At 28.8% G+C, this 24,555-nt stretch carries 23 protein-coding genes, 4 pseudogenes and 2 riboswitches; of the genes and pseudogenes, 25 read left to right on the forward strand and 2 right to left on the reverse strand.

Annotation, left to right across the window (positions count from 1 at the left end):
- Positions 1-327 precede the first annotated feature (327 nt).
- The 15 genes and pseudogenes from CC89_RS06140 to scpB all read left to right on the forward strand — a co-directional run.
- A complete protein-coding gene (locus CC89_RS06140) occupies positions 328-567 on the forward strand; it encodes a hypothetical protein (protein WP_035290282.1) in 240 nt (79 codons plus the stop codon).
- Between the two features lie 328 nt (positions 568-895).
- Positions 896-1,048 (forward strand): hypothetical protein, encoded by a 153-nt coding sequence (locus CC89_RS06145; RefSeq protein WP_185750687.1) that lies wholly within the window; start codon positions 896-898, stop codon positions 1,046-1,048.
- A complete protein-coding gene (locus CC89_RS06150; protein ID WP_035290288.1) occupies positions 1,049-1,663 on the forward strand; it encodes a type II toxin-antitoxin system PemK/MazF family toxin in 615 nt (204 codons plus the stop codon). It begins immediately after the preceding gene.
- A gap of 130 nt (positions 1,664-1,793) precedes the next feature.
- Positions 1,794-2,027, forward strand: a complete 234-nt coding sequence (locus CC89_RS06155) for a hemolysin XhlA family protein (RefSeq protein ID WP_035290290.1) — start codon at positions 1,794-1,796, stop codon at positions 2,025-2,027.
- 44 nt (positions 2,028-2,071) lie between these two features.
- On the forward strand, positions 2,072-3,133 hold the full coding sequence (locus CC89_RS20420) for a peptidoglycan-binding protein (RefSeq protein WP_185750688.1): 1,062 nt from the start codon (positions 2,072-2,074) through the stop codon (positions 3,131-3,133).
- 15 nt (positions 3,134-3,148) lie between these two features.
- Positions 3,149-3,346, forward strand: a complete 198-nt coding sequence (locus CC89_RS06165; protein ID WP_035290293.1) for a hypothetical protein — start codon at positions 3,149-3,151, stop codon at positions 3,344-3,346.
- Positions 3,347-3,833: 487 nt separating this feature from the next.
- A pseudogene (locus tag CC89_RS20425) lies at positions 3,834-3,923 on the forward strand (sporulation transcription factor Spo0A); the annotation flags it as partial.
- Positions 3,924-4,074: 151 nt separating this feature from the next.
- Positions 4,075-4,959 carry an N-acetylmuramoyl-L-alanine amidase gene (locus tag CC89_RS06170; protein ID WP_035290296.1) on the forward strand — a complete coding sequence of 295 codons (885 nt, stop codon included), beginning with the start codon at positions 4,075-4,077 and terminating at the stop codon, positions 4,957-4,959.
- Positions 4,960-5,033: 74 nt separating this feature from the next.
- Positions 5,034-5,657 (forward strand): stage II sporulation protein M, encoded by a 624-nt coding sequence (gene spoIIM, locus CC89_RS06175; RefSeq protein ID WP_035290299.1) that lies wholly within the window; start codon positions 5,034-5,036, stop codon positions 5,655-5,657.
- 77 nt (positions 5,658-5,734) lie between these two features.
- The gene (gene xerD / locus CC89_RS06180) at positions 5,735-6,616 is read left to right on the forward strand and encodes a site-specific tyrosine recombinase XerD (protein ID WP_035290301.1); all 882 of its coding nucleotides are present in this window, start codon (positions 5,735-5,737) and stop codon (positions 6,614-6,616) included.
- Between the two features lie 141 nt (positions 6,617-6,757).
- Positions 6,758-7,573, forward strand: a complete 816-nt coding sequence (locus CC89_RS06185; protein ID WP_035290304.1) for a purine-nucleoside phosphorylase — start codon at positions 6,758-6,760, stop codon at positions 7,571-7,573.
- A gap of 178 nt (positions 7,574-7,751) precedes the next feature.
- Positions 7,752-8,951 carry a D-alanyl-D-alanine carboxypeptidase family protein gene (locus CC89_RS06190; protein ID WP_081896982.1) on the forward strand — a complete coding sequence of 400 codons (1,200 nt, stop codon included), beginning with the start codon at positions 7,752-7,754 and terminating at the stop codon, positions 8,949-8,951.
- 80 nt (positions 8,952-9,031) lie between these two features.
- On the forward strand, positions 9,032-10,225 hold the full coding sequence (locus CC89_RS06195; protein ID WP_051931543.1) for a tRNA nucleotidyltransferase/poly(A) polymerase family protein: 1,194 nt from the start codon (positions 9,032-9,034) through the stop codon (positions 10,223-10,225).
- A complete protein-coding gene (locus CC89_RS06200; protein WP_051931545.1) occupies positions 10,200-10,991 on the forward strand; it encodes a segregation/condensation protein A in 792 nt (263 codons plus the stop codon). Before CC89_RS06195 ends, CC89_RS06200 begins: the two co-directional genes overlap by 26 nt.
- Positions 10,942-11,523, forward strand: a pseudogene (scpB, locus tag CC89_RS06205) (SMC-Scp complex subunit ScpB); the annotation flags it as partial. The gene CC89_RS06200 and the pseudogene scpB, both read left to right, overlap by 50 nt.
- A 222-nt stretch (positions 11,524-11,745) precedes the next feature.
- Here the strand turns inward: scpB and ytfJ are convergent.
- Entirely contained in the window at positions 11,746-12,174 is a 429-nt protein-coding gene (gene ytfJ / locus CC89_RS06210) for a GerW family sporulation protein (RefSeq protein ID WP_035290310.1), read from the reverse strand.
- On the reverse strand, positions 12,175-12,774 hold the full coding sequence (locus tag CC89_RS06215; RefSeq protein WP_035290314.1) for a DUF2953 domain-containing protein: 600 nt from the start codon (positions 12,772-12,774) through the stop codon (positions 12,175-12,177).
- 307 nt (positions 12,775-13,081) lie between these two features.
- Here CC89_RS06215 and CC89_RS06220 point away from each other — a divergent pair, with 307 nt between their 5' ends.
- The 10 genes and pseudogenes from CC89_RS06220 to thiM all read left to right on the forward strand — a co-directional run bounded on the left by CC89_RS06220 (position 13,082) and on the right by thiM (position 24,528).
- A complete protein-coding gene (locus CC89_RS06220) occupies positions 13,082-14,242 on the forward strand; it encodes a D-alanyl-D-alanine carboxypeptidase family protein (protein ID WP_035290317.1) in 1,161 nt (386 codons plus the stop codon).
- 305 nt (positions 14,243-14,547) lie between these two features.
- Positions 14,548-15,534 carry a sulfide/dihydroorotate dehydrogenase-like FAD/NAD-binding protein gene (locus tag CC89_RS06225; protein ID WP_035290320.1) on the forward strand — a complete coding sequence of 329 codons (987 nt, stop codon included), beginning with the start codon at positions 14,548-14,550 and terminating at the stop codon, positions 15,532-15,534.
- Positions 15,531-16,808, forward strand: coding sequence for an FAD-dependent oxidoreductase (locus CC89_RS06230; protein WP_035290323.1), 1,278 nt, complete (start codon positions 15,531-15,533; stop codon positions 16,806-16,808). The genes CC89_RS06225 and CC89_RS06230 overlap by 4 nt, the downstream gene beginning before the upstream one ends.
- 472 nt (positions 16,809-17,280) lie before the next feature.
- Positions 17,281-18,021 carry a DUF5694 domain-containing protein gene (locus tag CC89_RS06235; protein WP_035290326.1) on the forward strand — a complete coding sequence of 247 codons (741 nt, stop codon included), beginning with the start codon at positions 17,281-17,283 and terminating at the stop codon, positions 18,019-18,021.
- Between the two features lie 248 nt (positions 18,022-18,269).
- Entirely contained in the window at positions 18,270-18,416 is a 147-nt protein-coding gene (locus CC89_RS20430; protein ID WP_185750689.1) for a hypothetical protein, read from the forward strand.
- Positions 18,417-18,809: 393 nt separating this feature from the next.
- A riboswitch (FMN riboswitch) is annotated at positions 18,810-18,949 on the forward strand.
- 129 nt (positions 18,950-19,078) lie between these two features.
- Positions 19,079-19,729, forward strand: a complete 651-nt coding sequence (locus CC89_RS06240; RefSeq protein WP_035290329.1) for an ECF transporter S component — start codon at positions 19,079-19,081, stop codon at positions 19,727-19,729.
- 501 nt (positions 19,730-20,230) lie between these two features.
- Positions 20,231-20,336, forward strand: a riboswitch (TPP riboswitch).
- 304 nt (positions 20,337-20,640) lie between these two features.
- Positions 20,641-20,982, forward strand: a pseudogene (thiW, locus tag CC89_RS06245) (energy coupling factor transporter S component ThiW); the annotation flags it as partial.
- A gap of 862 nt (positions 20,983-21,844) precedes the next feature.
- A complete protein-coding gene (locus CC89_RS06250) occupies positions 21,845-23,233 on the forward strand; it encodes an RNA-guided endonuclease TnpB family protein (RefSeq protein WP_035290331.1) in 1,389 nt (462 codons plus the stop codon).
- A 280-nt stretch (positions 23,234-23,513) separates the two neighbouring features.
- Positions 23,514-23,753: pseudogene (locus tag CC89_RS06255) on the forward strand (energy coupling factor transporter S component ThiW); the annotation flags it as partial.
- Complete coding sequence (thiM, locus tag CC89_RS06260; RefSeq protein WP_035291269.1) at positions 23,731-24,528, forward strand: hydroxyethylthiazole kinase; 798 nt, start codon at positions 23,731-23,733, stop codon at positions 24,526-24,528. The pseudogene CC89_RS06255 and the gene thiM, both read left to right, overlap by 23 nt.
- Positions 24,529-24,555 lie beyond the last annotated feature (27 nt).

A 24,555-nucleotide genomic window follows, 5' to 3' on the forward strand; every position in this document is an offset into this window, starting at 1 on the left:
AAGAATTAAATATAAATAATAAAGAATAACTCAAAAACGTTATATAATTGAATTATTGCATAACTTACAATTTTACAAAAGTATGCCATAAAATACTTGACTTTGTGCACAATTAAATATATACTTAATATACACACTAAAATTAAATAGTTAATGTTGAGTGTTTCGCCACTTTAAGAGCGAACTTAATGACAAGTGTCTCACTACTTTAAAAGGTGAACTTAATGTTGAGTGTTTCGCCACTTTAAGAGCGAACTTAATGGCTTATTAAGGTGAGAATTAGAAAATATTCTTACCTTTTTTGCTGTTCTGAATATGGAGGATATGATGACCCAATTAAAATTTTATGAAGTTGATAAAAATTATTTAAATTTTTTACAAAAATCTGAATTAAAACATAGAGGATTTACCAAAGTGCCTAATCACAATTATGCCAACAATGAAGAAATTTGTGATGTGTATATTAGAGAAGATGACATACAAGATTGGCATTCAGATGGAAACGAAATCATATTATTTTTTGAAGACGATAATAATATAAGTATATCAGACATGACTGTATATTAATAAAATAAAGGTGAAAGACGTAAATAACTAGACTTCTTTAGTGGTACTGGAGGTTTAGTTATTTTCACCTCATTCTCCCATTTACCAGTTTGATATATTTACAATTTATGGTAATATATAGGTATGAATATAAATACCGATAAATATAAACATGAATAATAATTATCTACATGGTTAGCATAGTGAATATTGAAAATGAATTATATGCAAAAACATAAAAATTATTCATGTTTATCGTAAATATTTTGTTAAATATTGAAAATCGAGGGGTGAATGTGGTAGAATGATATTAAAGAGATGGACAAGTAAAAATAATGGAGGGGTAAATATGGGAAAGGTGATTAATTTAAGAGAGTTTAAAGCATCTAAAGAAGATAAAAAGCATTTTACTACTAAAAGTTACAAAAGTAAATATGATGAAGCTTTAGATAAATTAAATGAAAAAGATATAAAATTACTTAAGGAAATGATGGAAAATTAAATGGAATATAAAGATATAGAGTTAGTTTCTAATAATGAAATTAAACGAGGAAAAATATTTTGGTCAGCTATCCCATTTTCAGAACAAAGACCTTTAATTATATATGATTCAATTAAAAATGCTTCATATACTGGAAAAATACATGAAGAAAATAATTTAGATTTCAATAGTATCAATGAAAGAAAACAATCTAATGAGATTGATGTTATTATAAGACACAAAAGAAGAATGGCGTTAATCGTGCAAAATGATAAGTTTAATAATGATGCTGATTATCCGTTTGTATACGTTATACCAATAACAACTTTTGGTGGAAATAAAGAAAAAATAAATTATGTTAAAAATAATCCTGAATTGCCTAATTTTCATTATTTGGGAAATCTTACAGGCAAAGAATCAGTTATTAACATAAGTGATATTAAAAGAATACATAAATCTTTATTATTGGAAGATTCTAATTTTAAAATAAATGATGATGGTAAAATTATGATAGATGTTTGTAAAAAAATAGGATATTATATGAATATTCAACAAATTGAAAAGTGTAAAGAATGTAAATATAATTATGAAAATTACATTAAAATTGAGGACAAGCTTGTAAAGAAAGCTGAATAAAAACTGTATAATTAAAAAAATAAAACCCCTAACAAATAAAAGTTAGAGGTTTTTATTATGCAAAAAATCGAGTAAATATTTAAAATAGTACCAATAGGAGGTGGAAAATAATTAGAGGAGGTAAATGGAAATGAATAATGAAGTAATGGAAATAAAGATAAATGAACATACGGAAGAAATAAAAGAACATGACAGAAGATTGGATAAGATAGAACAGGATGGAAGGGAGTTTAGGACAGAAATTAAGAACTTATGTAAGGATTTAAAAGGATTAACAGTAACAATTAGATGGTTCATGGGATTACTTGTAGGAAGCTTTGTAGGCTTCTTTTTTTATGCAATTCAACATGGATTGTTTAAGTAGATTATTTGAGTAATAAATTTAAAAATAGAAAGGATGATGTATGAATGAATATTATAGAAACAGAAGTAAGTAGAAGGTTAAAAGGATTACCACATAATAATTATCCTAGTAGAATAGTTTTACACCATGCAGAAGCTACAAATTGTACCGTAGAAGATATAGACAGATGGCACAGAGGTAGAGGTTGGCAAGGCATAGGATATCACTATTTTGTTAGAAAAGATGGACAAATATACAAAGGTAGACCGGATTATACTATGGGCGCACATTGTTTGCATAACAACACTAATACAATTGGCATATGTGCCGAAGGAAAATATATGGTAGAAACAATGCCAGAAGTACAAAAACAAGCTATTATATCATTATGTAAATCACTAGGTATAAAAGATATTAAAGGTCACAGAGAATTAAATAGTACAGATTGTCCAGGGAGAAATTACCCACTAGAAGAAATAAGAAATGCAGTTGTTAATGGAAAAGCTTCCACTTCAACAACTAAAACTGCTCCCTCTGCAACTAGCGATACAAGTGTAAGAGATAAAATTGGAGTTATAACAGGTAATGGTGTTAATGTTAGATTAGATGCTGGTATGGATGGAGCTATTTTAGGAAGTGTTAACAAAGGTGACAAAGTAACCTTATGGAGTTTAGAGGGTGAGTGGTATCACTGCTATAGTTTGTATAAGGGATATAATAGATGCTATATACATAAAGACTATGTGAAAATAATAAATGAAGCTGCAATAAGTAAGCCAGTTCAAACCAAACAAGAAACATGGCAAGTAAATATTAATGGAGATATTATACGAGAACTTCAAAACGAATTAAATATACAATATAATGCTGGAATAAAAGTAGATGGATGGGCTGGAGATATTACAATTGACCATTTACCAGTAGTTAGGCAAGGAGCAAAAGGTAATATTACTAGGATTATACAGAAAATATTACTATTAAAAGGATACAAATTGCCTAAGTATGGAGCAGATGGAACATTTGGAGAGGAAATGAAAGCAGCAGTACTTCAATTTCAAAAGGCGAATGGATTAAGTGTAGATGGTGTTGTAGGTATTAATACATGGAAAGTATTATTAAGAGCATAGGAGGTATATATAATTATGAAGGAATTTATATTTAACTTTTTTCAGATTAAAAAGATAATAGCGTTAATGTTAACAATAGTATTTTGTATACTAGCTTTAGGTAAATATATTTCTAGTACAGAATTTTTAACTATATTTAGTATGGTTATAGGTACATATTTTGGACAGTCAAGTGTAAGACAAGCTACAAAAGAAGTACATGAACAAAAGTAAAGGGTGTAGGTTAAACCTACACCCTCACATTTTTTTAGTTAATTGCATCCGACAAGTTGGAGGGTACTCAAAGTTTGAGTACCCTTTAGTTCATTTTGTGAACTTGTTTAGGTTAGTACGTTTAATTTGACGCTCCCTTTTAAAAGGGTTCGTGAAATTAAACGTACCTAAGTTCATTTTGTGAACTTGTTTGTTAGTACGGATTTCGGAAATCACATTTTGTTATGTCTGAAATAGGATTTTCAAAACATAGTGAATTAATGTCACGCTGACAAGGTGAAACACCGGGGTAAGTTAAATTTAGTCAGTTAATTTTGAAGTCTTTTAAAAGGACTTCGAAATATACTTGTATTTTAGTTTAATATAGTGTTATAATAGATTCTAAATAAACGTATAAACATATACAAAATACACCTATAAAAATGAAAAAAATTTATTGGTATTTAATATATTAGAAATCGTAAACCGTTGATATGACTAGCTTTTAACTATACACAATGATAAAGGCAAGCCAACAAATAGTGAATTTATAGCTATGGTAGCTGATAAGCTAAGACTTAAAAATAAAGTTAGCTAGATTAAAATAATCTTCCTTATTTGTAAAGTAAACAATAAGGAGGATTATTTATTATATAAAATAGACAAAGATATATTTAAGTTATGTAAATTATGCTTGTAGTGACGTTGCGCTATATGTATACATAGTATAATATAGAGGTGATATGTATATGAAAATAGCCATTGATATGGGGCATTGTGTGTCTGGATATGATTTGGGAGCACGAAGTCCAGGAATTAAAGAAGAAAGTTTAACTAGAGAAGTTGGTAGAGAGATAGTTAAAAAGCTGCAGTCCATGGGTCATACTGTTGTAGATTGTACAAAAGAGACCTCCTATAGTGTAAGTGAATCTCTTTCTTATAGGGCAAATAAGGCTAATGCAAATAATACAGAACTATTTATAAGCATACACTTTAACGCCGGAGGCGGTAATGGTACAGAAATATACACTTATAAAGGAAGAAAGCTTAACAGTGCTAGAAATATATTAAATAATATGAGTAAATTAGGATTTAGGAATAGGGGAGTAAAAGATGGAGCTTGGATATATGTTGTAAGAAGAACTAAATGTCCAGCTATGCTCATTGAAATTTGCTTTTTAGATAATAAAAAAGATATGGAACTTTACAAGACTTTAGGGAAGAATGCAATTGCAGAAGCAATTGTACAGGGATTAGAATTGGAGGATTTAAATTCAAAGCAGGATAAAGATACGGTAGAAATTACTCCTATGCCAGAGTATAGGAAAAACACTATGATCTTAAGGCTTCAAAAACAACTAAATATTCAATTCAATTCAAAGCTTGTGGAAGATGGGATATTAGGACCTAGGACATTAGCTGCTTTAGTTATTGTTAGAAAAGGAGCTAAAGGTGAAATAACTAAAATAATTCAAGAAACATTGTTGAAAAAGCAATATAATTTAGGCTCATCAGGTGTAGATGGTGTGTTTGGACAATTTACTGAAAATGCAGTTAAAGCTTTTCAAAAGAATAAAAATTTAGTAGCAGATGGTATAGTGGGTATAAACACTTGGAAAGCTCTACTTGATTAAAGTAAATAGAAGTAATATTACTCCTCAGTTTGTCATAAATATAATATGATGATAAACTGAGGAGGATTTTATATATGACAAGTGGTGTGGGAAATAATTTAAATAAACACATAAAGGATAATACTTCATTATATTTACTCAGCATAGCTTGCATTTTTGTAGGAATGTTTTTGGGGGTGTACTGTGTTAAATACATGGGACAAGCTGAAAAAAATACTCTATATGAGTATTTGAATAAGTTTGTAGAAAATATGTCTTCAACCAGTGCAGAGCCTAAAGTTATTTTTATTGAATCTATAAAAAACATGCTGCCAATGATTTTGGGTATATGGTTTTTAGGATTAACAGTAATAGGAATCCCCATAATATTAATAATAGACATTATAAAGGGATTTACATTGGGATTTTCCATAAGTTCATTAATAAATGCTTTAGGCGTAAAAGGAATATGGGTGAGTGTACTTGGACTCATACCTCAAAACATAATATATATACCTTGTATTGTATTTATATCTGTATTAGCTATGCAGTTTTCTTTGTCCATGGTAAAAAATAGATTGAATAAGCAGTGGACTACAAACGTCATTGGTAAAATTGCTTCTTATTCTCTTATAATATTAATATGCACACTTATATGTTTTATTGGTTTTTTTATAGAAGGATATATAGTTCCAGTTATTATAAAAATAGTAGTTTAAATTTCACACATTTAAATTCTATTGAAAAAACAACAAAATTAGTTTAATATAATTTATGAGAGATTAGGTGATTACATATGAATGAATTAAATTTAATAGAATATGTAGAAAAATTGAGAAAAAAGAAATTAAGTGAAAATACTATAGAAGCCTATGAGCGAGACATAAAAAGATATCTAGAATTTTTAAATTCTAGAAATGAAAGTATACAAGAATCTGATACTATTACAATAATGGCATATGTACAGGAATTGCAAAAGAGTAAAATGGCAAATAGCTCTATAGTAAGAAGTATAATTTCTATAAGAGGATTTTATATATTTTTAATGAGTAAAGGATTAGTAGAAGATGATCCTACCTATAAATATGAAGTGCCTAAAATTAAAAGGGACATACCTAAAGTTCTTACGGTAGAAGAAGTAGATAAACTTTTAAACATGCCAGATTTAAACAGTCACAAAGGCATAAGAGATAAGGCAATGCTTGAAGTTATGTATGCTACTGGTATAAAGGTAACAGAACTTTTAAATTTAAACATTTATAGCCTTAATTTAAAACTAGGATATATAAAGTGCAAAGGAACTAAGGAAAAGGAAAGAATAATTCCCATAGGTTCTTATGCGGTAAATTGTATTGAAGAATACTTAAAAATAAGACCTGAGCTTAATATAAACAATTTAGATTACTTATTTTTTAATTCTCAAGGAAATAGATTAACGAGACAGGGATTTTGGAAAATAATAAAAGAGTATGCCAAGGATGCTAAAATAAAAAAAAATATAAACTTATATACTTTAAGACATTCCTTTGCTGTGCATTTACTTCAAAATGGTGCAGATATAAGGATAGTTCAGGAGTTACTAGGACATACAAGTATAGCAGCAACTCAAATATATAGTAGTATTACTAAAAAAAGTAGAATTGCTGAAATATATAATAAGACTCATCCTAGGGCATAATATAATAATGTATTTAAAATAGGTATGAAATATAACATATGATAATTTGATTGTGTCACAAAATTTAAATTACATGGTTAAATTTGATTTTTGTGACTTAATCATAATATAAATTATATATAAGATCAAGGAGGACTACATATGGAGCTATCAAAGTTAATGGAAAGTGTTGAATATGTAAAAAGCAAAATTAATGGTGAGCCTGAAATAGGAATTATATTAGGTTCTGGATTAGGGGACATAGCAGAGGAAGTAGAAGATAAAATTACAATAAAATATTCAGAAGTTCCAAATATGCCTGCATCTACTGTTAAAGGTCATGCTGGACAATTTGTATTTGGAAATTTAAATGGAAAGAAAGTAATAATGATGCAGGGAAGATTTCACTATTATGAAGGAAACCCTATGTCACTTTTATCATTACCAGTTTATATAATGAAATATTTAGGAGTTAAGAATTTAATAGTTACTAATGCAGCTGGTGGAGTAAACATGAGCTTTAATCCAGGAGATTTAATGATAATAACAGATCATATAAATTTTGCAAGTAATAACCCATTAATAGGTAAGAATGAAGATGAAATAGGACCAAGATTCCCAGATATGTCAGAAGCATATAGCAAAGAATTAAGAAATTTGGTTAAAGAAATAGCAGAAGGATTAAGCATAGATGTTAAAGAGGGTGTTTATGTAATGATGACAGGCCCAACTTATGAAACTCCTGCAGAAATAAGGATGATTAGATTTTTAGGAGGAGATGCAGTGGGAATGTCAACAGTTCCAGAAGTTATAGCTGCAAATCATTGTGGAATGAAAGTTTTAGGAATATCTTGTATAACAAATATGGCAGCTGGAATATTAGACCAACCACTAAACCACGCTGAGGTTATCGAAACGTCTAATAAGGTGAAAAGTAGCTTTATAGGTCTAGTGAAAGAAATAATAAAGAATATGTAAATTCATTTACATAGAATATTTTTAAAGTGGTGTATTTTTATTAAAAGTTGTGAAAGCGCTTACTTAACAAGGATTATAATGACTATTGTAAAATAAAACCTATATTTAATTATAGGTTTTATTTTATTTTCTGTGATAATATTTTGAACTATTGGTAAAAATAAAATTAGAAAAATATATGAAAGGAAGGATATATGTGAAGAGGTTTAATAAATTTGCTATAAGTTTATTTTTACTTTTATGCTTTTTATCTCAAAATGTTATAGTAGCGTTAGCACAAGAGCCTAGTTCAGGTGGAATAGATGTTGAAGCTAAAGCGGCATTACTTATGGAACCTACCACAGGAGAGATAATATATGAAAAAAACTCCAAAGAAAAATTTGCTCCAGCTTCCGTTACTAAAATAATGACTATGCTTATTACCATGGAGGCTATAGATGGTGGTAAAATAAAACTTTCAGATAAGGTAACTGTAAGTGAAAATGCTAAAAAAATGGGCCAAGGTGGCAATAGCAGTATGCTTTTAGATACTGGTGAAATGAGAACAGTGGAGGAGCTTTTAAAAGGTATTGCTATAGCATCAGGTAATGATGCTTCTGTTGCCATGGCTGAATATCTAGCAGGAAGTGAAGAAAATTTTGTAAAAATCATGAATAAAAGAGCTAATGAATTGGGTATGAAGGATACTACTTTTAAAAATTGCCATGGTATATCAGTAGATGGACATTTAACTACAGCTTATGATATATCTATAATGTCTAGGGAACTTCTAAAACACCCTAAAATACTTAAATACACAGGAACTTATATGGAAACTATATCTGAAGGAAGAAAGAGCCCTATAGGACTAGTAAATCACAATAAGTTAGTTAGATTCTTTAAAGGTTGTGATGGCTTAAAAACAGGATATACTAGTGAAGCTAAGTATTGTATATCTGCTACAGCAGTTAGAGATGGTGTGAGAATGCTTGCAGTAGTTATGGGATCACCTACATACAAAATACGCAATAAGGAAGCTACTAATCTTATGAATTATGGATTTTCTAAGTTTTCAGTGGAAAAAATAATTACCAAAGGCAGGGATTTAGGAAAAATAGATTTGAATAAAAAAGGTGATAGATTTTTCATGGTAAGATCTAATGATGATTTGAATATAGTAGTTCCAAAAGGTGAAAAATCCAAAATAGACAAAAAGTTTATAATAGATAAAGGTAAGAAGCAATATAAAAAAGGTGAAAAAGTAGGATATTGTGAAGTATATGTGGGAGGTAAATTGTATACTAAAATACCTATTTATAGTGATAGAGATATAAAAGCCAATACTATACTAGATAATATAAAAGAAAATATGCAAAAAATATTTGATAATGCAGTATAAAGTATTGTATTATTAAGATATAGTCGGCAAGAGAAACGGATTCTTTTGTCGACTTATTTTAATAAATATGAAGGGAACATATGAAGATGTTAAATTTTTCTATAACAGATTCTTTAAATGAAAATGAAAAATATATTTTCAATATTTTAGTGGAATATTTTAAAAGAGATAATATAAAATCTTATGTAGTAGGGGGCGCAGTTAGGGATAACTTATTAAAAATACCACCCAAAGATGTTGATATAGCAGTAGAAGGAGATTTTGAACTTATTATAAAAAAGCTCCCATTAGTGGAGAGAGTTATTTATCATGAAAGATTTAAAACTTCTAGTGTATATTTTAAAAATGGAGCTCAGTTTGACATAATAAGATGCAGAAAAGAAAGTTATATAAAGAATGGTTCATTGCCTGAAGTTTATCCTGCTACTATAGTCGAAGATTTGGCTAGAAGAGATTTCACAATTAATGCAGTAGCTTATGATATAATAAATAATTGTTTAATAGATCCATATAATGGTATAGAACATATCAAAAGAAAAATTATAAAAAAAATTAAAGATGACTCCTATAAGGAAGATCCTACAAGAATTTTTAGAGCAGTAAGATATGCAGTAAGATATGGGTTTATATTAGAAGATGAAGATGAAATATTAAGATGTGTAGAAAAAGATGTGTTCTCGACTATAAGTTATGATAGGATAATGAAAGAAATAATGCTTATGGCAGGAGAGAATGGATGGCAACAAAATATATATGAATGTTTTCGCCTAAATATAATAAAGTCATCAAAGAAATCTTTATTTCATAATAAAGTGGAGTTAAAGGATCATTTAAATATTAGACTTTGTAGTATATACAGAGTACTTAATGATTCTACCATAAAGAATGTATTTAAAAATAACTCAATACTAGAAAAAAATTTAAAGAAAGCTTTTCAGGAATATGAAGGAATAGAAATGGAGTTATTAAAATGCTGGGACAACAATCACATATTTAATATATTAGATAAGTGCAATTCTTATGATTTAGTACTTTTAGGATATAACACAAAACTTACTTATAAATTACTTAACTATATAAATTTAAAAGATAAATATAGAGAAATAAAAGCTAAATGTTTATTAGAGTTAGGAATAGAAAAAGGAAGACTAATTCGTGATATAATAGAAGAGATAAGAAGGGTAAGATTAAACACACTTTTAGAAATAGATGAAAATTATATAAGAAATAATATAGGAGAGATACTAAATGGCATTAAACATAAAAATACATAATTTTGAGGGGCCATTTGACCTTTTACTACACCTTATTAAAAAAAATCAAATGGATATATATCATATTAGAATTCATGAAATTACAAAGCAATATATGGATTATATAAATACCATGAAGGAAATGGATTTAGAAATTACATCGGAATTTATAGTTATAGCAGCAACTCTTTTGGAGATAAAATCCAGAATGCTTTTACCTAAAGTTACTGTGGACAAGGATCAAGAACCAGAAGAAGATCCAGAGGAATTCTTATTAAAAAAACTTATAGAGTACAATAAATTTAAAAAAGCTGCAGAATTTTTTAAGGAAAAAGAAATAGTAACAGGAGCAACTTTTGGAAAGAAACCAGAAATTATTGAAGAAAAGAAGAGTTATAATGAAGAGGATTTTTTAAAGAATATAACTATGTTGGAATTATTTAATATATACAGCGAGCTTATGAGTAATTATCTTAATAAACTAAATAAAAATAGCGCCATAGAAAAGGAACTTTTAATTGATAATTTTAAGGTGGAAGATAAAATGGCTGTTTTAAAATATAAAATGCAGCAAAACCATAAGCTGAAATTCTCAGATGTGATGAGAGAGTGTAGAAAAAAAATGGAGGTTATAGTGACATTTTTAGCTCTATTAGAATTGGTTAGGTTAAGAGTTGTAAAAGCATATCAACAGGATAATTTTAGTGAAATATTTATAGAAAGGATAGAAGAAAAAGATGGAATTTATGAGCCAGATGGAGATAGAGACAGTGTCTCAAAAGAATAGAATTTTTTCTATAGTGGAGTCCCTTTTATTTGTAAGTGGAGAGCCTATGAAATCCAAACATTTAGCTTCTATATTGGAGTATTCTAAAGATGGAATAGAAGATTTAATGCAGGAAATGATAGAAAGCTATGGTGATGATGCTAGAGGAATCAAAATAATTAAGATAGATGATTCATATCAAATAGTTACAAAGCCGGAAAATAGCGTATATATACAAAAATTATTAAATATAAATGTAAGACAATCTTTATCCCAAGCAGCATTGGAGACTTTAGCTATAATAGCTTACAAGCAACCTATAACTAGGATAGAGGTAGAAGAAATAAGAGGGGTTAAATGTGATAAAGCTGTGGTGAATTTAGTAGAAAAAGGGCTAGTAAAGGAATGCGGAAGAAAAGAAGTACCTGGTAGACCCATACTATATGCAACCAGTGATATATTTTTAAAGCATTTCGGACTAGAAAGCTTAGGGGATATGCCTGATTTAAGCGAATTTGCGGAACCAATAGCAGAGGAAGAGGAAATTAAAGATTCAGAGAATATGTTAGAATTACAATATAGGACAGGTAATATGGAAAATATAGATAAAGAGCCTATTATGGAAGATATAGAGATTATAGCCAAAGAACCTGTTATAGATAATATAGAAAACAGAGATAAAGAATCTGTGATAAATAATATAGATAATACAAACAATATAGAAAGTGTAGCCAATATAAAAGAAATAGAAGAGGAATAAAAGGACTAAAGCCTTTTATTCCTCTTCTTTACATTGCTCTTTCTTATCTTTTTTATTATTTTTTTTATCCTTAAATATAGGCATATCTTTTATGGTGTCTATGATTTGAGGCATAGAGTCTATTACTTTGTCATAAGTATTCTTTTGATCTAGGGAAAGAAGTCTTAAAGAATCTGGTTTAATTACTAAAAATGCTACAGGTTTTACAGTAACTCCAGCTCCTGAGCCACCTCCAAAGGGAAAATCAGGGTTATCGGCAGAAGCTTTACAATTTGCAAATTCACTACCTCCAGCTACAAAACCAAAAGATACTTTAGAAATTGGAAGTATTAAAGCTCCATCTTTAGATTCTATGGGTGTACCTACTATGGTATTTACATCTACCATGTCTTTAATATTTTCCATGGTGGTTTTCATAAAGTTTTCTATAGGATTGTTTTCCATTTATATTCCTCCTCCAAATTTAACTCTAGCTTTTTTATTTTTTCCTTTTTTCATAAATTTTTTCTCTTTAAAATACAAAAGGTCAAACTTTAATGATATATATATAACTTTAACTAAATTTACAAAAATTATACTACTAATTTCTATATATATGATTTCATTATTAAATACTGGTTGGACGTTAAATTTAAATTTCTTAATTTTAAAAAATTTGCATAGAATATTATATATAAATCCAGGAATGGCATTTACAAATCCATAAACCATGGCGGTGGCAGACGCATCATTAAATCCAAAATTTATGTTAAAGTCTATTTTTAGTGTAGGTTTAAAAAAGTTATTTAAACAAATATGAAAAAATGCTTTTGCAGAAGCCTTATTCTTTTGTTGTTTATTTTTAATTTCATGTTCAGTATCTTGTGTTTTACTTTCTTTATTTTTTAGTTTATCTAGAGTTTTATTTAAATCAAATTTATTGGAAGTTTTTACTTGCTTTTTATAAATGAAAATTTTTAATTCATTGTTATTAAATACTAATTTAAATTTTAAAGGTATGGGAAATAATAATATTATTAAAGATATTAAAAAAATATAAAACATATAGAATTCCTCCAGAGCATTTTAGAATTAATGATTAAGTATAAATTTTCACATATATTTTCACATATATTAAAAATTAATAGGCTATTTAATATCTTAACCATAAATTTCAAATATAAACATTTAATTATGATTGGCGAGGATTCTTAAATGACTCATGAAGGATATAAAATTTTTAGTTTATAGCGGAATCTTATTCACATAAATAAAATTATGTAAATAAGATTAAAAGTAAACTACTATCCTCATGGAAGGCTTTCATATCATATAATCAACAACTAATTCACGAAAGGAAGTGGCAAATATAGTGAATTTTAAAGGAAAATATAAGAAAGTTTTTAAATATAGGATTGTAAGTATTTTAACTTTAATTTTTATGCTTTCAGGGATAATTTCAGTTAAAGGGGAACCTATAAAAAATAAAGAAGGAAAAAGTATATATATAAATGCTAGATATGCCATTGCGATGGACGCCAAGACTAGAAGAGTTTTATTTGAAAAAAGTTCTTATGATTTAGTTCCAATAGCTAGTACTACCAAGATAATGACTTCTTTAGTAGCTTTGAACTATGGGAACCTAAAAGAAAAGGTAGTTGTATCTAAAAAAGCAGCTACTATTAATGGATCTAAAGTGGGATACAAGGAAGGGGAAGAGATTTCTATAGAGGAGCTACTATATGGTCTTATGTTTAGGTCAGGAAATGACGCTGCTATAGCTATAGCAGAAGGTATTGGAGGTTCTGTAGAAGGTTTTTGTAATCTTATGAATGAATATGCTTATTCTATAGGAGCATTAGATTCTCATTTTGAAAGTCCCCACGGATTAGACAGTGCTAACCATTATTCTACAGCTTACGATTTAGCTCTTATAACGGCAAAAGCTAAAGAAATAGATAAATTTAATGAAATAGTAGGAGATAAAGAAGTATCCGCTGAAGAAAAAGAATTTACTAGAGCATATAATAATATAAATAAAATACTTTGGCAAATACCAGAAGCTAATGGAGTTAAAACGGGATATACAGGAGGAGCAGGAAAATGCCTTGTAACATCAGTAAATATAGATGGCAATGATGTAATAATAGTGGTTTTAAATTCTCCAACTAGATGGAATGAAACAAAGAAAATATATAATAATATAAAAGAAAATTATGAATTTAAGGAAGTAGCCAAAAAAGATGAAATAATGGCTTCCATGAATATAAATAAGAGAAATAAAATAGATTTACTTTGCAGTGAAAACATTATATTACCTCTTAAAAAAGATGAAAATTATGTAAAAAATATAGTAGTAAAAGAAGACTTAAATAATCTACAAATTAGAAAAGGCGAAGAAATAGGAAAAATAATAATAGAGGATGAAAAGGGACTTTTAATATATCAAAAGTCATTGATATCAAGTAAAAATGTAAATTTATCAAATAAAACTAAAAGTAAATTGAGAAAACTAAAGGAAATTTTTCGATAATTTTAATGTACTTCAAGAAGCTATTATGCAATGCAGTAGCTTCTTTTTTGTTTATATTAAAAATACTTTAAGTTTTAAATTGGATAAAATTCCTAAAAAGTTAGCTATTCATATAAATATATAAGCTTAATTATAGGAATTGAATTTATAATAAAATATTAGAGTTCTTAATATTTTAGAATTGAAAAAAGAGTATTATTACATATTTAAAATTATGTAAACTTAATAAAAATGTAAACCTATATGTAACAATTTAATCCATAGATGGATATTCTATTATTAGAACGTTTTTTGGAGGATAGGCTATGGATTATGAAATAATCGACTGTATAGATGCTGGTAGTGAATTTTGCCCTTGTAAATTAGCCGAGAGCAATGAGTGCATACTTTGCTCCCAAATGAGTGGTAAGAAATTTTGTGATTGCATAAATTGGAAGGGAGTATGTATATATCAGGAATACTTCTGGAATGGTAATGAGGCTAAAGAAGAGAGGAAGGAATATATTTGCAAAGTAATTAGTAAAAAAAATTTGCAGCAGTGTGTAATAGAGTTAGGTATAGTGGTACCTCATAAGCTAGCAATAAATTTATGTCATCCAGGTAGCTTTATATTTCTTAAAATACCAAACACAAAAGAATTCTATAATACGCCAATATCTATAATGGATGTAGATACTCAGGAAAATTTAATAAAAATTATGATAGAAATTAAGGGTGTAAAAACTAAAAAAATAGATGAAATTCAAGAAGGAGGGAATATTTCTATTAAGGGGCCTTATTGGAATGGGGTTCAAGGCATTAAGAATATTTACTCAAGTAAAGAAAAAACTTCCTTAATTATATTTAGAGGAATAGGGCAGGCTCCGGCAGTTCCTGTTATTAAAAAACTTTATTCTAACGGCAATAATATAATTTGTATTGCAGATAAGGGTGGATATGGGGATATATATATAAAGGATTACCTTCAAATGTATAATTGTAAAGTTTATTATGCTGATATCTTTAAAAATGGTGAACTTACAGAAGAAGTAAAGGGGTTAATACAGAATATTTTAAAAGATAAGGATGTGAATTTAGTGCATATAGCAGCGCAGGATATACTTATATATTTAATAGTAAATTATATGGAGGATAAAAATATAAAGCTTTCCTGTTGTAATAACGCTAAAATGTGTTGTGGAGAAGGTGTGTGCGGTTGCTGTACTGCTAGGTATAAAGGTCATAAGATAAAAAGACTTTGCAAAGTTCAAACAGATCCTAGAAATTTATTTGAAGGGAGAAGATTTATATGAAGGTAATTATTATAGGAGGCGGTTGGGCTGGTTCTGCTGCAGCTATAACTGCTAAAAAAGCTGGTGCAGAAGTTTATTTATATGAAAAAACAGATATGCTTCTAGGCCTTGGAAATATAGGTGGAATCATGAGAAATAACGGAAGATTTACAGCGGCAGAGGAAATAATAGCTTTAGGAGCTGGAGATCTCATAGGTTTAACTGATATGAATTCAACCCATAGAAACATAGAGTTCCCGGGTCATAATCATGCATGGCTATATAACGTTAATAAAATAGAACCAGCTGTAAAAAATTATCTAATAAATATGGGAATCAATTTAAATTTAATTTCCAGAGTTATTGATGTAAAAAAGGGTAATGGTAAAATTGAAGGTATTTATTTATCTAATGGAGATTATGTTGAGGGAGATGTATTTATAGAAACCACTGGTTCTACAGGACCTATGGGTAATTGTTTAAGATACGGCAATGGCTGTTCCATGTGCGTTTTAAGATGCCCATCCTTTGGTCCTAGGGTAAGCCTAAGCTCCAGAGCTGGAGTTGAGGATTTACAGGGTGAGAGAGAAGATGATGTCCTAGGTGCTTTCAGTGGCTCTTGTAAGCTTTGTAAGGAAAGCATATCAAAGGAAATACTAGAGGAGTTAGAAGAAACAGGAGTAGCAGTTTTAAAAATTCCTAATGAAGATATAAATTTAGATAAATTAAAGATAAAAGTATGTCAGCAATACGCCTTAAAGGAATTTGCTGAAAATGTAATTTTGTTGGATACAGGCCATGTTAAGTTAATGACATCATATTATCCATTAGAAAAATTAAGAAAAATAAAAGGGCTAGAAAATGCAAAATACATTGATCCATATGCTGGAGGCAAGGGCAATTCCATAAGATATCTTTCCGTAGCACCAAGAACAGATGACATGAAGGTAAAGGGCATAGAGAATTTATTTTGTGCCGGTGAGAAATCTGGGCTGTTTGTGGGGCATACAGAGGCCATTTGTACAGGAAGTTTAGCTGGTCATAACGCCGTAAGATGGGCTCTTGGCATGCCACCTTTAATTCTTCCAAAAGCTACAGCTATAGGGGACATAATATCCTATGCCAACTACAAAATGACCACTAAAGAAGGACGAAGGAAGAGATACACCTTCGCTGGCGCCGAATATTTTACTAGAATGAAGGATTTGGGGCTTTACACTATAGATGTAGATGAGATTAAAAAGAGGATAAGCAAGTTAAATTTAAGTGGAATAATGAGTGAGAAGTTAATTTGAGTTTAGCCTAAATACGGAGCTGTTCATAGGGAGTTGAAAAATCACTAAGGCAACAGCTCCATCTTATTTATTTTTATAATATTGAAATACATAAATTATGGTTACACACAAATTTAGATAATGAAAGTATGTGTTTAAAGCAAATGTAAATATAAAAATAATAGGATAATGTTGGAGCCTATTGCTAAAGAAGTTACTGAGTTGATAAATAATTCAGAACTTACTGATAAGCAAGGGCTCTTTTGTGTTATATACAGTAGATGCTAAATGCAATTAAAACATATAAAAAGGCATATTTTAGAGTGGGGGATTGTGCCTCATTTTTATGCAAATTATAATAAAAGAGTAATATTTTAAAATAAATAACAGATATGGTATAATGAGATATGATGCAAATGTAAAATTAATTACATTTGTATTTTGTATTATATTGCTAACAAGCATTTCTCAATAATTAAGGAGGTATCCAAAAATGAAAAATTACTTTTTAAAACCTAAGGTGCTTCTTGTTGGAACATTTCATATGGGACAAACCCCAGATATGTATCATACAGAAGTAGGCAATCTTTTTTCAAAAACAAGACAGCAAGAAATACGTGATGTTGTAGATAGGCTAAAACGTTTTAATCCAACCAAAGTGGCATTAGAAATTGTCACAGAAGATGATGAAGTTATAAATAATAAATACAAGGCATATGTCAATGGACAGTTTCAATTAGAAGGAAGAGAACAACATCAGTTGGGATTCCGAATAGCTTCAGAATTAGGTCACGAAAGAATATATCCTATTGATTGGATGGGTGTAGGCGTTGATACTAGACCTTTTGGTGAGGTATATGAATGGACAAAAACAAATCAACCGAAATTATTTGATGAAGTTTTTCAAAAAGAAGTTTTTAATATTAATAAAAATAAAAGTATATTAGAGATGTATCAAGGTTATAATGAACCAGATAAAATTAAAAAAAGTCATGAACTGTATATCAATATGGCTCGTATTGGCTATGTGAGAGAGTATGTTGGTATTAGTTGGTTAACATGGTGGTATCAACGTAACTTAACATTGTTTTCAAACATTTGTCGTTTGGCAGAATCAGCTGATGACAGGATACTAGTCATCATAGGAAGTAGCCATATCTATTTATTAAATCAATTCTTGCGAGAAAGTAATATGGTTGAATTAGTAGATGTTAATAAACTGCTTCTATCTTAAATTTTTTCTTTGTCTCTATTACTTAAGAAATTTTTGATTAATTACTAAGCTGTATAAAATAACGTTACAGCAATTATGTAGATCTCTTAGAACGCAATTGTGAAATTTGATACTTCTAGATGCTTTCTAAACATATGGAATTATTTAATAGATTATTTATAAAAAAGTAGTATTAGGATTAAGGAGTTATCTGGGTACCCCATTAAATATTAAAGTCCTTGCGTATATATTATATGGAGGGATTCAAAATGAAAGTTAATAAAATAATAGAAACCAATGAATATTATGAGCAAAGACTAAGAGTTGAGCCTAAACCTAAAAGGGAAAATGGCAATAACAAAGAGATATCATTTTCAGAAATTTTAAAGAAAAATATCTGCAAGAGCAGAGCTTAAATAATATTTAAAACTAAACCTAAAAAATAATAGGGGGAAATAATAAATGAGAGACTTTTGCAAAACTTGTGCCGAATTTGCAGATACGCTTGGAGTTGAAATTCTAAGTACAGCGGATAATGTTTGCACAGTAACTTTTATGAGAGATTATGAAAGTTACTAAAAGTAAATAAAAGTAGGTAGCTTTACTTTTAACTGCAATTCGTAATTTAAAATTCAAGCGAAAAATTTTTAATGAAATAATGCAGTTTTAGGGTATTATTACAATCAATATTTATCCAAAAACCTATGTAGATTTAGTGTATAAATTGTATATTACGAATTGAAGTACTTTTAAGAGTGTACTTGAAAATGTTATTATTAATGATATAATATTCCTAGAACATTTGAATATAATGTCTTCAGGGCAGGGTGAAATTCCCGATCGGCGGTATAGTCCGCGAGCATGAAAATGCAGAACTTGGCATATGTCCAAGTTAGGACTTGGTGAAATTCCAAGACCGACAGTATAGTCTGGACGAGAGAAGGCGTGTTAATTGATTGTAATAAATGATTACTTTTTTTGTGTTTCATTTTTCTACAATTCTAATTGTCCACCTAATTGCAATTAACACCTGAAAGACATTTCTTTCAGGTGTTACTATTTTTGGGGGGAATTTAAAATGAAAACAAACACTAAAAAACTTACAACATTGGCAATGCTAAGTGCAATTGCCTACATTATTATGGCTGTAGGACGTGTTCCTATAGTATTGTTTTTAAAGTATGAGCCTAAAGATGTTATTATTACCATTGGAGGATTTATTTTTGGCCCCTTATCAGCATTCATTATTTCAGTACTAGTTTCTTTTGCGGAAATGTTTACTGTTAGTGATACTGGTTTCATAGGTTTTATTATGAATATAATTTCTACATGTGCTTTTGCATGTACAGCAGGTTATATTTACAAGCGAAACCGTACACTTAAAGGAGCTGTATATGGACTTATTACTGGAAGTTTTTTGATGACAACAGTTATGCTTCTTTGGAATTATCTTATTACTCCAATTTATTTAGGCTATCCTAGAGAAGCTGTTGCAAAACTATTGATTCCAGCATTTTTACCTTTTAATCTTTTAAAGGGTGGATTGAATGCAGCCTTAACTATGCTTTTATATAAACCTTTAGTAAATTCCTTGAGAAGAAGCAACCTTATTCCAAAATCATCAAAATCTAATTCAGTTAAAAAAATCAACTTTGGTGTGATACTTGTTTCCGGTTTAATAATAGTTACATGTATTCTTTTTATATTGGTATTAAATAGAAAAATATAATTGGTTTATTGCAGTAATTAGTATAGATTTAAAGGAGTTAATTAAAAAATTAAAATAGTGATATTATGTATCCATATAAGTTAGTTGTTATATAAAATTCAGTGTTATTAATTGAGTATAGAAAAATTAATGCTAAAAAGACTTATACTTAAACTCCTAGTTGGTTAATACTCCTAATTATAGAATAAATCGTATATAATTTAATTATATGATATATTAGGGGGAATTGTTGTGAAAAGAACAGCTGAATTTGTACTAGGACTTATAGCTGGAATAATGTGTCTTACTAGAAAAATGGAATCTGAAAATGAGAAAATAATATAATAGTTTATAAAAAAGAATTGCTAATGCGGTTCTTTTTTTAGTCCTTGTATGTGCTATTTTTTTAGATTTTTATTTGGATTATGAAAAAGCTGTTGATATTTAATTAAAATTTGTTACAGCAATTTGTAAAAGGGATAAAATACCTTTATGTTGCATTTAAAAAATTTATATGATACAATTTCTAAAAAGGGGAGCTTGGTTGCAGGCTGAGAGGAAGTTTATGCTTCGACCCATAACTTGATTCGGATAATGCCGACGTAAGGAAATATTTGGTTTATACTATTTGTTATATTATGGGTGTAAATGAGATGTGCCTTATTCGGTGTATCTCATTTTTTATACTTCAAAGAGAATATCTTTGATTGGCTAAGGGGGAGCGCCCGAGGCTAATATGGAAAAATACAACTAAATAGCGAGGGAACTTGTGTTTCAAGGTGAGAGGAAGCTTTTGAGCTTTGACCGACCAGTATGGCTTATGTCATATAGGGAATTGCTATTTAGTTACGATAAAACTATACCTCGATAATGGTATTTATTCCCTATATAACATATTGGAGAAATAAATATTATTAGGGAGGTATTTTATTATGGAAAAAAACTCAAAATTATTAAAAAAACTTATGCTTGCAATGTTGGTGGCAATGGGGGTAGTAATTTCACCAATTCTTCGTATTGAGGGCATGTGTCCTATGGCACATTTTATTAACATAGTATGTTCTGTTATTCTTGGACCTTGGTATTCACTGACTTGTGCTACATTGATTGGTGTCATAAGAATGTTTTTTTTAGGAATTCCACCTTTAGCTTTGACTGGAGCAGTTTTTGGCGCTGCTTTATCTGGAATTTTATATAGGGTATCTAAGGGAAATTTGTTTTGTGCTATTATAGGTGAAATTATAGGAACTGGTATTATAGGAGCAACTAATAGTTGTATAAAATATAAACATGTGTAGACAATCAAAGTTAAATGTATATATTTTATTAAAAAGCTCCCTACATTCGTAAAGAGTGTAGAGTGATGTTTAAAAAAACATCCAAAACTCCTTTAACTGCTGGAAGTCCCTAAAGCTACATTAACCACAACGTAAGAATGAAATAAGTCTAAGCGTGAAGGTGACGAAAGTAGAAAAAATAATGTAGATAGTGCAAGGTTAAATCCTAAACACGGTGACAATGGGTAATCAGCAACCAAGTTCCGAAAAGGAAAAGGCTCAACGACTAGAGAGTAATCTCGTACCTTCAAGTGAGGGGAAATGGGGAGGGTCCTAAATAATTAGGATTGTGATATAGTCTGTGCTTATATGAAAGTATAAGAAGTTCATAAACAGAGCTCTTAGCTTCAGATGGAGTTTTTACTCCAACTGAAGGTTAGAGATCGTTATCCAGGGACGTAGCTGCCGTTATCTCCCACTTTGTTAGAAGTGGGAGTGTTACGGCAGGTAGTCATCGGATAAAAGAACTGCATAGGAGTAACGACCTTATGTGAACACTCTAAAAACAATACAAATGTGCATTAGATAATTTATTAAAACAACCGTATTTTAAAATTCTATAATTTATTTATTTCTTAAATCTTTAACAATTAAAGTATAAACGTAATTATTTACAAAATGTTGTTCTTTATTAAACTTTAATTTTCAATTGTTCATTAATTTCTTTTGGAGTAGTAACCTTAATTTAAAAAAATCACCTTATAAAATAAGTGCATTATTTTTATAATGTTTCAAATAAAAGGGCTAGGATGGGTATACTATAATATAATAGTGTAGTATACAAGCGAGGTGAATAATAATGGGTACTATTATTAAAACAGTAAAACAATATTCCTATGAATTAGATGATAATATAATAAAAGAATTATCATTTATAGGAAACAAATATAGAAATGTAAAGAACTATGTATATTCAAGGTATAGCGGAATTAATAGTATCCCATTATTAAAAAAAGATAGGCAAATAAGAGATGAGTGGATTAAAAGTAAATTTTATGAACAATGGAAATTACCTGCGAGATATTGGAAATTAGCTTTAAGTGAAGCCTTTGGAAATATTAAAGCTGAGTGGACTAATATCAAGAATAGAGTTAAAGAGCAATGTAAAGCAAATAATAATTTATCAAATGAAGATAAGCATTATATTAATTATATTCTTAAATTCAATGATGATTATTATAAAGTAGTAACGAATAAATCTTTTGAAATTCCTAAAATATTTAAGGATAAAGACTTAAATTATAAATATCTTAATAGTGTTATTAAAAGATATTCAAGAAGATATAAAGGACAGATACCATATTCTAAAAATGGAAGAATATTTTCTATTGATACAGGTTTATATAGGTATAAAGATGGAGGTATAAATATTACATCTACTAAGAAAGGTAAAAGATTATCTATTAAATTAACTGATAACAATCAATATGATAGAACTATGATAGTTAAAAGAATAGATAATAAAATAGAAATTCACTGTCCTTTAAAAATTAAAACAAAGGTAAATCACAATAAAGAAAATATTATAGGAATAGATAAAGGTTATAGGTATTTATTTGCAGTATCAAGCGATGAATTTTATGGTGAAAATCTTAATAATTATCTTAATAAGGAAACTGAAAGATTAAATAAAGTTAATGAAAATAGAAATAGGTTTTGGGCTTTATACAATCAATATTTAGAACAAAATAATATTGAGAAAGCTAACACCATAAAAGAAAATAACTTAGGTAAAGTAAAATATAATCACAATAAAAAGAAGCATGACCAAACTGTTAAATCTTATATAAATTATTCACTAAATGGATTAATAAATAGAGAAAAGCCTACTGAAATAGTTATGGAAAATCTAGATTTTGTTAATTGGAATGATAGGTATCCTAAATCAGTAAAACGTAAATTATCAAGGTGGATAAAGGGGTATATAAGAGAAAGGCTAGAGTATAAGTGTGATTACAATAGTATTAAATATACTTATATTAATCCAGCTTATACAAGCAAAGTTTGTAATGTATGTGGAAGTTTTGGTAAAAGAGATGGTGATGTGTTTACTTGTCCTAAATGTGGTGAAATTCATTCTGATACTAATGCAAGCAAAAATATATTAAAAAGAAAATATGATAAAGAAATTACGTTATATACAAATTATAAAAAAGTTAAAGAGATTTTAGAAAATAGAGTTAGTTAATTTAAATTGCCGTTAATTTAAATTGATATAAATATAAAAGAATATTTAATCACAAATGTATGTACCCTATGAAAATAGAGCATGCATTTTATCAGAAATGAGGGTTAAATAATTCTTTCATTGTAAAATTTTAAAATACGGTTGTAGGATAGTAAATAATTTTAAATTGAAAAATTTAAAAGATTTTACGAACTGGTACATCCAAGACTTTAAGCCACCATAAGGTGTGATAAGTGCGAATTATCTAATATGAGTACATTTGTACATGTTTTTAGAACCAGCTGTAGTTTCATATCCTATTATGACATTTATTTGGGGTAGAACAGGACTTACATGGATGTTCTATGTCCCTTCATTTATTATGGGTACACTTATTGGTGGAACCATTGCGTTTGTTTTTCTAGCAGCATTAAGCAGGATGGGAATGCTTGCAAAAATTCAAAAAAGTTTGGGGGCAAAAGTTTATGACAAACCAAGAAATAACAATAAACAAACTATTGCAAATAAGACAGAGTGTTAAATTGAAAAAACCGTTAATTCATTGTATTACAAACCCTATTTCAATAAATAATTGTGCAAATATAGTACTTGCAGTTGGCGCAAAACCTATTATGGCTGAACATCCTTTAGAGGTTCATGAAATTACCACTGCTTCTAAGGCACTTGGTGTTAATCTTGGAAATATAACGGACATAAGAATGAAATCCATGTTGATTTCAGGTAAAGTGGCTTTTGAAAAGAAGATTCCACAAGTAATTGATCTTGTAGGTGTGGGATGTAGTAAACTTCGCTTAGAGTATGCAAAAAAATTTATTTCTCAGTGTCATCCAGATGTTATTAAGGGTAACATGTCTGAAATAAAAGCAATTTATGGTATAGAGAGTAATTCAAAGGGCATTGATGTGGGTGAATTTGACATGGTAACAGAAAAAAACTCTGAAAGAAGTATAGAAATGTTAAAAAAAATGTCTTTACAAACCCGTGCTGTTATTGCAGCAACAGGAGTGGTAGATATAATAACAAATGGTATTGATACATATTTAATAACAAATGGTTGTGAAATGCTTTCAATGGTAACAGGTACAGGCTGTATGCTTAATGCACTTATAGCAAGTTATATTTCTTCTAAAAATATATTTGGAGGTACTGTTCTTGCTGTAGCTCTTATGGGAATATGTGGTGAACTTTCTCAACATGTTAAGGGGACTGGAAGTTTTAAAACTGAACTTATAGATAATATGTTTAGTATTTCTGATGATATGATAATAGAAAAAATAAAATATAAATTAAAATAAAGATAGAAAATAGCATTTGCTTAGTGA

This window comes from Clostridium sp. KNHs214, assembly GCF_000744935.1.
Lineage (GTDB): Bacteria > Bacillota > Clostridia > Clostridiales > Clostridiaceae > Haloimpatiens.

Excerpts from the sequence above, each read along its gene's own strand:
- CC89_RS06140 (WP_035290282.1), top strand. The coding sequence starts at position 328 with ATGACCCAATTAAAATTTTATGAAGTTGATAAAAATTATTTAAATTTT.
- CC89_RS06145 (WP_185750687.1), top strand. The coding sequence starts at position 896 with ATGGGAAAGGTGATTAATTTAAGAGAGTTTAAAGCATCTAAAGAAGAT.
- CC89_RS06150 (WP_035290288.1), top strand. The coding sequence starts at position 1,049 with ATGGAATATAAAGATATAGAGTTAGTTTCTAATAATGAAATTAAACGA.
- CC89_RS06155 (WP_035290290.1), top strand. The coding sequence starts at position 1,794 with ATGAATAATGAAGTAATGGAAATAAAGATAAATGAACATACGGAAGAA.
- CC89_RS20420 (WP_185750688.1), top strand. The coding sequence starts at position 2,072 with ATGAATATTATAGAAACAGAAGTAAGTAGAAGGTTAAAAGGATTACCA.
- CC89_RS06165 (WP_035290293.1), top strand. The coding sequence starts at position 3,149 with ATGAAGGAATTTATATTTAACTTTTTTCAGATTAAAAAGATAATAGCG.
- CC89_RS06170 (WP_035290296.1), top strand. The coding sequence starts at position 4,075 with ATGAAAATAGCCATTGATATGGGGCATTGTGTGTCTGGATATGATTTG.
- spoIIM (WP_035290299.1), top strand. The coding sequence starts at position 5,034 with ATGACAAGTGGTGTGGGAAATAATTTAAATAAACACATAAAGGATAAT.
- xerD (WP_035290301.1), top strand. The coding sequence starts at position 5,735 with ATGAATGAATTAAATTTAATAGAATATGTAGAAAAATTGAGAAAAAAG.
- CC89_RS06185 (WP_035290304.1), top strand. The coding sequence starts at position 6,758 with ATGGAGCTATCAAAGTTAATGGAAAGTGTTGAATATGTAAAAAGCAAA.
- CC89_RS06190 (WP_081896982.1), top strand. The coding sequence starts at position 7,752 with ATGAAAGGAAGGATATATGTGAAGAGGTTTAATAAATTTGCTATAAGT.
- CC89_RS06195 (WP_051931543.1), top strand. The coding sequence starts at position 9,032 with ATGAAGATGTTAAATTTTTCTATAACAGATTCTTTAAATGAAAATGAA.
- CC89_RS06200 (WP_051931545.1), top strand. The coding sequence starts at position 10,200 with ATGGCATTAAACATAAAAATACATAATTTTGAGGGGCCATTTGACCTT.
- ytfJ (WP_035290310.1), bottom strand. The coding sequence starts at position 12,174 with ATGGAAAACAATCCTATAGAAAACTTTATGAAAACCACCATGGAAAAT.
- CC89_RS06215 (WP_035290314.1), bottom strand. The coding sequence starts at position 12,774 with ATGTTTTATATTTTTTTAATATCTTTAATAATATTATTATTTCCCATA.
- CC89_RS06225 (WP_035290320.1), top strand. The coding sequence starts at position 14,548 with ATGGATTATGAAATAATCGACTGTATAGATGCTGGTAGTGAATTTTGC.
- CC89_RS06230 (WP_035290323.1), top strand. The coding sequence starts at position 15,531 with ATGAAGGTAATTATTATAGGAGGCGGTTGGGCTGGTTCTGCTGCAGCT.
- CC89_RS06235 (WP_035290326.1), top strand. The coding sequence starts at position 17,281 with ATGAAAAATTACTTTTTAAAACCTAAGGTGCTTCTTGTTGGAACATTT.
- CC89_RS20430 (WP_185750689.1), top strand. The coding sequence starts at position 18,270 with ATGAAAGTTAATAAAATAATAGAAACCAATGAATATTATGAGCAAAGA.
- CC89_RS06240 (WP_035290329.1), top strand. The coding sequence starts at position 19,079 with ATGAAAACAAACACTAAAAAACTTACAACATTGGCAATGCTAAGTGCA.
- CC89_RS06250 (WP_035290331.1), top strand. The coding sequence starts at position 21,845 with ATGGGTACTATTATTAAAACAGTAAAACAATATTCCTATGAATTAGAT.